We start from the raw sequence: 11,721 nt of genomic DNA, 5'->3' as shown, positions 1-11,721 counted from the left end.
GGAAGCCATGAACGTGATGCAACCCATCGACCGCATCCGCGGCGGCGTGCACGAAAAGGAACGGCACGAATCTGGCCACAAGCACGTGTCGGGTACGGCCGAATATATCGACGACATCCCGGAACCCCAGGGCACACTGCACGGCTATCTCGGCCTGTCGCAGCGGGCGCATGCCGACATCCTGTCGATCGATTTCGAAGCCGTGTCGAGCAGCGAAGGCGTAATCGGCGTCCTGACGGCGGCCGATATTCCAGGCGAAAACGACATCAGTCCCGCCCACAAGCACGACGAGCCGATCTTCGTCACCGACAAGGTGGAGTTCCACGGCCAGCCGATCTTCGCGGTCATCGCCACCTCGCGGGAGGCGGCGCGTCGCGCGGCGGCCAAGGTCAAGATCGAGTACCGCGACCTGCCGCATGTGACCGACGTGCTGGAAGCTGCGGCCGCCAACTATCCGCTGGTAATCGACCCGCTCAAACTCGAGCGCGGCGACATCGAGGTCGGCTTCGCCAAGTCGAAGAACATTCTCCAGGGCGAGATGCGCATCGGCGGCCAGGACCACTTCTATCTGGAAGGGCAGATCTCCTTTGCCATCCCCGGCGAGGACGACGAAGTTCTCGTCTATTCTTCGACGCAGCATCCGGCAGAAACGCAGCACATGGTTGCGACCGTGCTCGGCGTCCCGTCGAATGCGGTGACAGTCAACGTGCGCCGCATGGGCGGTGGTTTCGGCGGCAAGGAAACCCAGGCCAACATTTTCGCAGCGGTTGCAGCGGTTGCTGCCAAGAAATTCCGCTGCCCGGTCAAGGTCAGGCCTGATCGCGACGACGACATGAGCGCGACTGGCAAGCGCCACGACTTCCATGTCGACTACAAGCTCGGCTTCGACGATGAAGGTCGTATCGAGGCGGTGGACGCGGTCTTCTCGGCGCGCTGCGGCTATTCGGCCGACCTCTCCGGTCCGGTCACCGACCGCGCGCTCTTCCACGCCGACAATTGCTACTTCTATCCGAACGTGCGCCTGCGCTCGCGGCCGCTGAAGACCAATACGGTCTCCAACACCGCGTTCCGCGGTTTCGGCGGTCCGCAGGGCATGGTCGGCGGCGAGCGCATGATCGAGGAGATCGCCTATGCCGTCGGCAAGGATCCGCTCGAAATCCGCAAGCTGAACTTCTACGGCGGCGAGGGGCGAAACCTCACGCCCTATCACCAGACCGTGGAAGACAACATCATCGGCCGGATCATCGAGGAACTGGAAACCTCGGCCGACTATGCCAGGCGTCGTGAGGCGGTGATCGCCTTCAACCGCGAAAACCATGTGGTCAAGCGCGGCATCGCGCTGACACCGGTGAAGTTCGGCATCTCCTTCACCAAGACCGAATACAACCAGGCCGGTGCGTTGGTGCACGTCTATACGGATGGCTCGATCCATCTGAACCACGGCGGCACCGAGATGGGGCAGGGGCTCTACACCAAGGTCGCCCAGGTGGTTGCCGATGAATTCCAGGTCAACCTCGACCGGATCAAGGTGACGGCGACCACGACCGGCAAGGTGCCGAACACCTCGGCGACGGCTGCCTCCTCCGGCTCCGACCTCAACGGCATGGCGGCCGCCAACGCCGCCCAGCAGATCAAGGAGAGGCTCGTGCGTTTCGCCGCCGAGCGCTGGAACGTTGCCGAGAGCGACGTCGCTTTCGAGCCGAACACCGTGCGCATCGGCGCCGAACGCCTTGGTTTCAACGAGTTCATCAAGATCGCCTATGGCGCCCGCATCCAGCTTTCGGCGGCCGGTTTCTACAAGACGCCGAAGATCCACTGGAACCGCGCGGAAGGCCGGGGCCGGCCGTTCTTCTACTATGCCTATGGCGCCTCTTGTTCCGAAGTCAGCGTCGACGCACTGACTGGCGAATACCAGGTGGATCGCACCGACATCCTGCACGACGTCGGCCGGTCGCTGAACCCGGCGCTCGACCTCGGCCAGGTGGAAGGCGCCTTTGTTCAGGGCATGGGCTGGCTGACGACGGAAGAACTCTGGTGGGATGCCAAGGGTCGGCTGCGCACGCACGCGCCTTCGACCTACAAGATCCCGCTTGCGTCGGATCGGCCACGCGTCTTCAACACACGGCTTGCCGAATGGTCGGTCAACCGTGAGGAAACCATCCGCCGTTCGAAGGCGGTCGGGGAACCGCCGTTCATGCTCGGCATTTCCGTTCTGGAGGCCTTGTCGATGGCGGCGGCCAGTGTTGCGGAGTATCGTATAGCACCGCGCCTTGATGCGCCGGCGACGCCGGAACGGGTGCTGATGGCGATCGAGCGGCTGCGGGCGGCCGCGAGGCAGAAAGGGTAACAGGGGCTGATTGTCATGGTGGCGAGCCGCGAGGATATCAGGGACTTTCTCCGACGCGAGCCGGATTGCGTGCTCGTGGAAGTGACCGGTGCTGCGGGCTCGACGCCGCGCGACACCGATGCCTGGATGCTCGTCGCCACCGATAGCCTCTTCGGCACGATCGGCGGCGGCCAACTCGAATACATGGCGATCGACCATGGCCGGCGGGCGCTGAAGCGCGGCGACGCGCTGGAGGCAATGACCATCCCGCTCGGTCCGGAGATCGGCCAGTGTTGCGGCGGGCGCGTGGCGCTCGCCTTTACACGCATCGATCGGGAGAAAGCCGCCATGCTGATTGAACGCAGCGACCTGGAAATCGCCAGCCGGCCGCATGTCTATGTCTTTGGCGCCGGCCATGTCGGCGATGCGCTGGCCATGGCGCTGTCCCTGGTTCCGGTCCGCACCGTTCTCATCGATACCCGCGAAAACGAGCTTTCGGCTGTTGCCGACATTCCCGGCATCGAGACCTGCCTGACGGCGATGCCGGAGGCGGTGGTGCGCGATGCCCCGCCCGGCAGCGCCTTCGTCATCCTCACTCACGACCATGCGCTCGACTTCCTCATCGCCGCCGAGGCGCTTCGCCGCGACGACGCATCCTATGTCGGCATGATCGGCTCGAAGACGAAACGCGGGACCTTCAAGAACTGGCTGTCGCGTGAGATCGGCCGCCCGGATCTTTTCGACCGGCTCGTCTGCCCGATTGGCGGCACGACGGTTAAGGACAAGCGGCCGGCCGTCATCGCCGCGCTCGCCGCCGCGGAAGTCATGGCGGCGGCGCTGAATTTCCGGCAGCCGGCCCAACCCGATAGCCCGCGTCGTCCGGCTGTCGCGAAGTTTGCACGCTAAAGGCTCAGGCGCTATTGCCCTGGTGTATCGCACCGTTCAGGTGAAGCGCAAAGCCGCGCGCGTCTGCGGCTTCGATATCTGGACGCAGTTCAAGGGTCGGGATCAGGTAGTCGCCGCCATTCTGCCGGCGATAGGGAATAGGCGCAGTGGTTGTTAGCGTGCGCATCCTTTGCCTCAGCCGTTCGGCCGTCGCTTCGAAATCGGCTTCGTCAAGACCGTCGACGCGGTAGGCGACAAAAGGCGGAAGCACGTCGTAGCCGGGATAATAGAGAACGCCGTGATTGATCGGGAACAGGAGGTCGTCGATCGGTCCGTTGACCCCGCGCGGCGAGTAGTGTTCTTCCCAGCCACCTGTTGTCACCACCAGCATGGCGCGTTTTCCTGCGAGCGTTCCCTCGCCAAACCGCTTGCCCCAGTATTTGTCGCTGTGTTCGCCGACGCCATAGGCGAAGCCGTAGGCATAGACGCGATCGACCCAGCCTTTCAGGATTGCCGGCATCGAGTACCACCACAGCGGAAACTGCAGGATCAGGGTATCGGCCCATAGCAGCTTTTCCTGCTCGGCCCTGACATCAGCGGTCAGGGTATTGGTCGCGAAGGCTTCCTTCGAGGCACGGCTTGGCTTGAACCGGGCATCCGGAATGAGTGTGGGGAAATCGGCGCGGTCGATCTCGGATTTCCAGCCTTCGGCATAGAGGTCGGTGACGCGCACCTCGTGTCCCTCGGCTTCCAGCGCCTTGACGGCGACATCGCGTAGCGTCCCGTTCAGCGAACGCGGTTCGGGATGGGCATAGACAAGCAGAACTTTCATGGTCGGCAATCCTTCAGTCGTGAACTGAGACTTTAGGTAGACCGCCGCTTGTCCATGCGGTAGATATCCAAGATGGATATGATTAAGCCGAAAAATGGATAAATCGGATGTGACGCTGGAACGCATGCGCACCTTCGTGCGCGTCGCCGAACGCGGCAGCCTGTCGGCCGTCGCCCGCGAACTCGGCATCGGCCAGTCGAGCGTTACGCGGCATCTGCGGGAGCTGGAGGAAGCCGTCGGCGTGCCCCTGCTCAGCCGCACCACCCGGCGGGTCACGCTGACCGACGAAGGCAGTCGTTACTATGCCAACAGCATCCAGATCCTACGCTTGGTCGACCAGGCAGGCGACGAGGCGCGCAGCACCCGCGGCGCCTCGGCCGGGACTATCCGGGTGTCCTGCACCGCCGCCTTCGGGGTCCTGCACGCAACCCGCCTGATCTTCGCCTTTCAGGATCGTTATCCTGATATCGAGGTCGATCTCAGCCTGACCGACGAGCGGATCGATCTGGTGCGGGAAGGGGTCGATATCGCGCTGCGTCTCGGGCCGCTCACTGACAGCTCCATGAAGCTCCGGGTGCTTGGCGAAAGCCGTCGTCTGTTCGTCGCTGCCCCTTCCTACCTGGAGGCGCGTGGGTGCCCGGCTGCCCCGCGCGACCTCGTTGCCCATGAGGGAATCCGCATGTCGAACGTCGCAGGCAGTGACCTGATCTCGCTGGAAGGAGCAGACGGTCGCAGCCACGCGGTACCTTTTGGCGGGCGTTTCCTCGTCGACCACGGGCTTGCCGCCCGCGAGGCGCTTGTCGCCGGGCGCGGCATCGCACCGACACACCAATGGCTCGTCGACGATCTCCTGGCGAGTGGTCGGCTCGTGCCGATCCTGCCGGGCTACAGGTTGCCTTCGGTGCCGCTCAGCCTGCTGATCGTGCCCGAGCGCGCAGGTATCGCGCGGGTTCGCCTCCTGGTCGACTTTCTCGTCGAGCAGGTCGGCGGTATTGCCGGCATTGAGAAGACGAGAGGCTAGAGCATCCCGCTTTCAAGTGGAATCACTGAAAGCGGACAAGATGCTCTAGAATCAAAGTGCTAGATCGTCCTTAGTGCGTTCGTCTGAACGCACGGCGCTCTAGGCGCTACTCCAGCGCCTTGCCGATCAAGCGCTGACAGCGCTCGGCCATGTAGTCGATCATCAACCTGACCTTCGGATCCTGGAAACGTTTGTGTGGATAGATCGCCGCCAACTGCACGCTGAGCGGCGGGGTATCGGTCAGGATCGGCATAAGTGCGCCGGAATTGATGTGGCTTTTCACCTCGAAGAGCGGCTTGTTGATGATGCCGCGACCGTCGAGCGCCCATTGGGTGAGTACGTCGCCGTCGTCGGAATCATAGGGGCCGGTCACCTCGAGCTTGCGCACGCCCTCCATGGTCTGGAGCGTCCAGAAATACTCCTTCGAGCCTGGGTAGCGCAGCAGCAGACAGTCGTGCTTGTCGGCGATCAGCGCGTCGGGCGTCTGGGGGATGCCCCGCTTCTCGAAATAGGCGGGCGACCCGCAGACCACGCGCTCGCAGTTCATGATGCCGCGCATGCGCAGGTTCGAATCTTCGAGGATGCCGAGCTTGAAGGCGACGTCGACACCTTCGGAGAGGATGTCGACGTTGTGATCCGACAGGCGAAGCCGCACTTCGATGTCGGGATACTTGTCATGGAATTCGGGAATGCCCGATGCAATCAGGCGCCGACCTATCCCCAAGGGAGCGGTAATCTTCAGCGCCCCCTTCGGATTTCGCGAGAGATCGGCGATCGCATTTTCGGCCTCGTTGACCGCTTCGAGGATCTTCACCGCGCCATCGTAAAAGACGCGGCCGTGCTCTGTCGGGGTCAGCTTGCGCGTCGTCCGATTGAACAGGCGAACGCCCATATGGCGTTCCAACTCTTTGATTCTATTGCTTGCAACCGCCGGCGTCACGCGCTGGTCGCGACCGGCCGCCGACAGGGTTCCAAGCTCTACGACGCGCACGAAGACGCGCACATTGTCCAGATAAGACATGCCTCCGTCCCACTCCTCCGGCTTCTCTCTAGCCTATCCATTGCGTCGCTATTTTATAGATTTTTTTGAAAGTGTTGGTGAAGCAGCGACGTTCCCGCGACCTCCAGCAATGACACATAATGGCCTGAGGAGAAATGGGAGAATTGCATGTACGACTATGCCATCGCCTGGGATTGGCTGACCTTTGCCGTGAGATGGCTGCACGTCATCACCGCCATTGCATGGATCGGTTCGTCCTTTTACTTCGTCGCCCTTGACCTCGGTCTGAAGAAGCATCCCGGCCTGCCCGTCGGCGCCTATGGCGAAGAGTGGCAGGTGCACGGCGGTGGCTTCTACCACATCCAGAAGTACCTGGTTGCGCCGGCCAACATGCCCGAGCACCTGGTGTGGTTCAAATGGGAGTCCTACGTCACCTGGCTCTCGGGTTTCGGCATGCTCTGCCTGGTCTACTATGCCGGCGCCGACCTCTACCTGATAGATCCGAACGTGCTCGACGTCTCGAAGCCGGTGGCGATCGCCATCTCGCTGGGTTCGATCGGCTTCGGTTGGCTCGCCTATGACACGATCTGCAAGTCACCCTTCGGTCGCGACAACACCAGGCTGATGGTGCTTCTGTATTTCATTCTGGTCGGCATGGCGTGGGGCTACACCCAGCTCTTCACCGGCCGCGCCGCCTTCCTGCATCTCGGCGCCTTCACCGCCACGATCATGTCGGCCAACGTGTTCTTCATCATCATTCCGAACCAGAAGGTCGTTGTCGGCGACCTGATCGCCGGCCGCACGCCGGACGCCAAGTACGGCGTGATCGCCAAGCAGCGCTCGACCCACAACAACTACCTGACGCTGCCGGTTCTGTTCCTGATGCTGTCGAACCACTATCCGCTGGCCTTCGGCACTCAGTACAACTGGATCATCGCCTCGCTGGTCTTCCTGATGGGCGTTACCATCCGCCACTATTTCAACACCCGCCACGCGGACAAGGGCAACCCGACCTGGACCTGGCTCGTCACCGCGCTGCTCTTCGTCGCAATCATGTGGCTCTCGACCGTGCCGAAGATCCTTGCCGGCGGCGCAGAGGAAAAGATCTCCGCCGCACAGCAGCCTTTCGTCACCGCGGAAGCCTTTCCGAAGGTGCGCGACACGGTGCTCGGCCGCTGTTCGATGTGCCATGCCAAGGAGCCGGGCTGGGAAGGTATCGTCGTGCCGCCGAAGGGCGTGACGCTCGAGACCGACACCGAGATCGCCAATCACGCGCGTGAAATCTACCTGCAGGCCGGCCGTTCGCATGCGATGCCGCCCGCCAACGTCACCGGCGTATCGGACGAGGAGCGGCAACTGCTCGTCGCCTGGTACGAATCCGTGGTGAAAGGAGGAAAGACCCAATGACCGATTTGCTGATCCGCGGCCGCGTCCTGACCTTTGTCGACGAGCCCAAGGGCATCGACGATACCGCCTCCTATCGCTATTTCGAAGACGGCGCCGTGCTGGTGCGGGGCGGCAAGGTTGCCGATATCGGCGATCATGCCGAAGTCGCCCGCCGCGCCGGCGCCGGCGTCAAGGTCGCGGACCACCGCCCCAATCTGGTGCTGCCAGGCCTGATCGACACGCACCTGCACTTCCCGCAGACGCAGGCGATCGCCTCCTATGGTGCTCAGCTTCTTGAATGGCTGAACACCTACATCTTTGTCGAGGAACAGAAGTTCCGGAAGCCTGAGCATGCCGACTACATCGCCGGCCGGTTCATGGACGAACTCCTGTCCAACGGCACGACGACGGCCGTCGCCTATTGCTCGGTGCATCCCGAAAGCGTCGACGCTTATTTCAGTGCGGCGGAAGCCCGCGGCATGCTGATGATCGGCGGCAAGGTGATGATGGACCGCAATGCGCCCGACGCGCTGCGCGACACGCCGCAACTGGGTTATGACGAGACCAAGGCGCTGATTGCCAAGTGGCACGGCCGCGGCCGGGCGCATTACGCCATCAGCCCGCGCTTTGCCATCACCTCGACGCCGGAGCAGATGGAGGCGAGCCGCACGCTCGTCGCCGAGCACTCGGAGTGCTACGTCCAGACGCATCTTTCCGAGAACAAGGATGAGATCGCTTTCGCGACCTCGCTCTATCCGGAGGCCAAGGACTACACCGATATCTACGCGCGCTACGACCTTCTGACACGCAAGACCTTGCTCGGCCACTGCATTTATTTGAGCGATCGCGAGATCTCGGTTCTCGCCGAGACAGGCGCGGTCGGCACCTTCTGCCCGACCTCGAACCTGTTCCTCGGCTCCGGTCTCTTTGACAGGGATCGCTTCGACAAGCTCGGCGCGCGCTGGTCGGTCGCGACCGACGTCGGTGCTGGTACCAGCTTCTCGATGCTGGAGACGATGGACGAGGCCTATAAGGTCTTGCACCTGCAAGGCCAGCGGCTGACGCCGTTCAACTCCTTCTACCGCATGACCCTCGGCAATGCCCGGGCGCTGGACCTCGACGACCGCATCGGCTCGCTGCATGTTGGCGCGGATGCCGATATCGTCGTGCTGGACAGCCGCGCCAAGCCGTCGATGGAGCTGCGCATGCGGGTCGCCGGTTCGCTGGCGGAAGAGCTCTTTATCCTGCAGACGATGGGTGACGACCGGTCGGTGGCCGAAACCTATGTTGGGGGCAAGCCGATGAAGGGTGTCGCGACCGCGACCAGGGATACCGCGAACGCGGTGACGAGAAGCTTCGAGACCGCATAGGGCGGACGCCGCCTGCGCCTCATCCGCCGTCGGCTGGACACCGATGGCACTCAAAGCAGAATTTCCCAGCGCCGCGCGTCTTGATCGATGCGCGGCGCTTTCGTCTGGGCCGTTACAGGTCTTCCGGCCGTTTGCCACCCATTGCCCTCGTCAGGGCGTCGGCGCGTTCGCGCACGATGGGGCCGAAGGTCGAAAGCTTCTGGTCGCTGACGCGGACGGAAGGGCCGGAGATGGAGATGCCGGCGATGGTTTCGCCATATTCGTTGAAGATTGGGGCTGCGACACAGCGCATGCCGAGCGTGTGCTCCTCGTCGTCGACGGACCAGCCGCGGTGGCGGATTTCCTGGATGTCCTTCAAGAGCGCCGGCAGCGTGTCGCGGGTCTTGTCGGTGAAATGCGCGAGTTCACGGCCACCGAGCAGCTGGGCGATCTCCTTGTCCGACCAGGTCGAAAGGATCGCCTTGCCGATGCCGGAGGCATGCACCGGACCGCGGCGGCCCGGACGGAAGAAGGCGCGCATCGGTGCGTGGCTTTCGACCTGCGAGATGAAGACGACGTCGCCGCCTTCCTCGATGCCGATATTGGCCGTCTCGCCGCTTTCTTCCATGAGGCCCTTGAGAAAGGGGCGGCTGATCGTTCCGAGCTTGCGGAAGCGCAGATAGGCGTTGCCGATTTCGAACGCCTTGAGGCCGACGGTCCAGGCGCCGGTATCAGGGTCGTTCATGACCATGCCGTGGCCGGCCAGCGTCGTCAGCAGACGATGCACTGTGGAAGGCGCCATCCCGGTCTGGTCGGCCAGCTGGGTCAAGGTCGAGCCGTCCTCCTGGGCGACGACCGTCAGAAGAGCAAGGCTGCGATCGAGCACCTGTACGGATGACGGTGCTGCATTCTCGCCCGCCTTGCGTCCGCGTTTTCCCCTGCCGTTGCCGTCCATCGAAGCCTCTCCGCAAATCACGTCTCTCGCCATCATCCTCTATCAGGCCACGGAGGGATTTTCTCCGAATTGTTGAAAATCTTTATTTCCATATGATGGAAATGATTTCCATTTATGTATTGCGTATCAAAAATTATGGATTATGTTTTCAGGAAATAGGAGGAAATCCCATGGCTAAGATGCGTGCCGTTGACGCGGCTGTTTATGTTCTGGAGAAGGAAGGCATCGACTGTGCCTTCGGCGTACCTGGCGCCGCCATCAACCCGTTCTATTCGGCTCTGAAGGCCCGCGGTTCCGTCCGCCACATTCTCGCCCGCCACGTCGAGGGTGCCTCGCATATGGCCGAAGGTTATACCCGCGCCAAGCATGGCAATATCGGCGTCTGCATCGGCACGTCGGGCCCGGCCGGCACCGACATGATCACCGGCCTCTATTCGGCTTCGGCGGATTCGATCCCGATCCTCTGCATCACCGGCCAGGCGCCGCGCGCCCGTCTCGACAAGGAAGACTTCCAGGCGGTCGATATTGCCAAGATCGCCGCACCCGTCACCAAGTGGGCGGTTACCGTCATGGAGCCGGCGCTGGTTCCCTTCGTCTTCCAGAAGGCTTTCCACATCATGCGCTCCGGCCGTCCCGGCCCGGTGCTGATCGACCTGCCGGTCGACGTCCAGCTCGCCGAGATCGAGTTCGATCCGGACACCTATCAGCCGCTTGAGCCCTATAAGCCGAAGGCGACGCGTGCCCAGGCCGAGAAGGCCCTGGCCATGCTGAACGAGGCGGAGCGTCCGCTGATCGTCGCCGGCGGCGGCATCATCAACGCCGACGCCTCGGACCTCTTGACCGAATTCGCCGAGATCACCGGCGTTCCGGTTATCCCGACGCTGATGGGCTGGGGCACGATCCCGGACGACCATCCGCTGATGGCCGGCATGTGCGGCCTGCAGACCTCGCACCGCTACGGCAACGCCAACATGCTCGCTTCCGACTTCGTTCTCGGTGTCGGCAACCGTTGGGCTAACCGCCACACCGGCAACGTCCCGACCTATACGGAAGGCCGCAAGTTCGTTCACGTCGATATCGAGCCGACCCAGATCGGCCGCGTTTTCGCGCCTGATTTCGGTATCGTCTCGGATGCCGGCGCTGCGCTGAAACTCTTCCTCGACGTCGCGACCGAGTGGAAGACGGCCGGCAAGCTGCGCGATTGGTCTGCTTGGGCGGAAGAGTGCCGCGAGCGCAAGCGCACCATGCTGCGCAAGACGCATTTCGACCAGACGCCGCTCAAGCCCCAGCGCGTTTATGAGGAGATGAACAAGGCCTTCGGCCGCGACACCTGCTACGTCTCGACCATCGGTCTCAGCCAGATCGCCGGTGCACAGTTCCTGCACGTCTACAAGCCGCGCAACTGGATCAACTGCGGTCAGGCCGGCCCGCTCGGCTGGACTTTGCCAGCGGCTCTCGGCGTTCGCGCCGCTGATCCGGACCGGCCGATCGTTGCGCTTTCCGGCGACTACGACTTCCAGTTCCTGATCGAGGAACTGGCCGTCGGCGCCCAGCACAAGCTGCCTTACCTGCATGTGGTCGTGAACAATTCCTATCTCGGCCTCATCCGCCAGGCGCAGCGCGGCTTCAACATGGACTTCGAGGTCAGCCTTGCCTTCGACAACATCAATGCCTCGGGCGATGCGGAGAAGGGGTACGGCGTCGACCACGTCGCGGTTGCCGAGGGCCTCGGCTGCAAGGCGATCCGGGTGCGCAGCCCGAACGAGTTCCAGGAGGCCTTTGATCGGGCACGGGCGCTGATGGACGAGCACCAGGTTCCCGTCGTCATCGAGTTCATCCTCGAGCGCGTCACCAACATCTCCATGGGCGCCGACATCAATGCCGTCGTCGAGTTCGAGGAACTCGCGCTCCGCGGCGAAGACGTGCCGACGGCAATCACGGCCCTGCTCGACTGAGCAAAATGCGGG

Annotated in this window: 9 protein-coding genes; 6 read left to right on the top strand and 3 right to left on the bottom strand. The window is 62.9% G+C overall.

The features are described 5' to 3' along the window. Positions 1-7: 7 nt before the first annotated feature. Both xdhB and xdhC read left to right on the top strand, forming a co-directional pair. Positions 8-2,347: a xanthine dehydrogenase molybdopterin binding subunit gene (xdhB, locus tag V7S54_RS25960; protein WP_336409012.1), complete on the top strand. Its 2,340-nt coding sequence runs from the start codon at positions 8-10 to the stop codon at positions 2,345-2,347. Between the two features lie 18 nt (positions 2,348-2,365). Then, positions 2,366-3,232 carry a xanthine dehydrogenase accessory protein XdhC gene (gene xdhC / locus V7S54_RS25955; protein WP_336409076.1) on the top strand — a complete coding sequence of 289 codons (867 nt, stop codon included), beginning with the start codon at positions 2,366-2,368 and terminating at the stop codon, positions 3,230-3,232. 4 nt (positions 3,233-3,236) lie between these two features. Here the strand turns inward: xdhC and V7S54_RS25950 are convergent, their stop codons facing one another. Then, the gene (locus V7S54_RS25950; protein WP_336409013.1) at positions 3,237-4,043 is read right to left on the bottom strand and encodes an NAD(P)H-dependent oxidoreductase; all 807 of its coding nucleotides are present in this window, start codon (positions 4,041-4,043) and stop codon (positions 3,237-3,239) included. Between the two features lie 94 nt (positions 4,044-4,137). On the opposite strand from V7S54_RS25950, the gene V7S54_RS25945 reads away from it, so the two are divergent. Further along, positions 4,138-5,064, top strand: a complete 927-nt coding sequence (locus V7S54_RS25945) for a LysR family transcriptional regulator (protein WP_336409014.1) — start codon at positions 4,138-4,140, stop codon at positions 5,062-5,064. 106 nt (positions 5,065-5,170) lie between these two features. Here the strand turns inward: V7S54_RS25945 and V7S54_RS25940 are convergent, their stop codons facing one another. Next, entirely contained in the window at positions 5,171-6,085 is a 915-nt protein-coding gene (locus V7S54_RS25940) for a LysR family transcriptional regulator (protein ID WP_065374710.1), read from the bottom strand. 147 nt (positions 6,086-6,232) lie between these two features. On the opposite strand from V7S54_RS25940, the gene V7S54_RS25935 reads away from it, so the two are divergent. Both V7S54_RS25935 and guaD read left to right on the top strand, forming a co-directional pair. After that, positions 6,233-7,471 (top strand): urate hydroxylase PuuD, encoded by a 1,239-nt coding sequence (locus V7S54_RS25935; RefSeq protein ID WP_065374711.1) that lies wholly within the window; start codon positions 6,233-6,235, stop codon positions 7,469-7,471. Continuing rightward, positions 7,468-8,820: a guanine deaminase gene (guaD, locus tag V7S54_RS25930; RefSeq protein ID WP_065374712.1), complete on the top strand. Its 1,353-nt coding sequence runs from the start codon at positions 7,468-7,470 to the stop codon at positions 8,818-8,820. The genes V7S54_RS25935 and guaD overlap by 4 nt, the downstream gene beginning before the upstream one ends. A gap of 112 nt (positions 8,821-8,932) precedes the next feature. On the opposite strand, the gene V7S54_RS25925 is transcribed toward guaD, so the two are convergent. Further along, positions 8,933-9,754 (bottom strand): IclR family transcriptional regulator, encoded by an 822-nt coding sequence (locus V7S54_RS25925; RefSeq protein ID WP_058322583.1) that lies wholly within the window; start codon positions 9,752-9,754, stop codon positions 8,933-8,935. A 170-nt stretch (positions 9,755-9,924) separates the two neighbouring features. On the opposite strand from V7S54_RS25925, the gene gcl reads away from it, so the two are divergent. After that, complete coding sequence (gene gcl / locus V7S54_RS25920; RefSeq protein WP_065374713.1) at positions 9,925-11,709, top strand: glyoxylate carboligase; 1,785 nt, start codon at positions 9,925-9,927, stop codon at positions 11,707-11,709. The last annotated feature ends 12 nt before the right edge of the window (positions 11,710-11,721 follow it).

Origin of the sequence: Ensifer sp. CCNWLY38, assembly GCF_037120565.1 — a bacterium.
Taxonomy (GTDB): domain Bacteria; phylum Pseudomonadota; class Alphaproteobacteria; order Rhizobiales; family Rhizobiaceae; genus Ensifer; species Ensifer adhaerens_H.
Note: the sequence above shows the minus strand (reverse complement) of the source record. Positions and strands in the feature narration are given on the sequence as shown.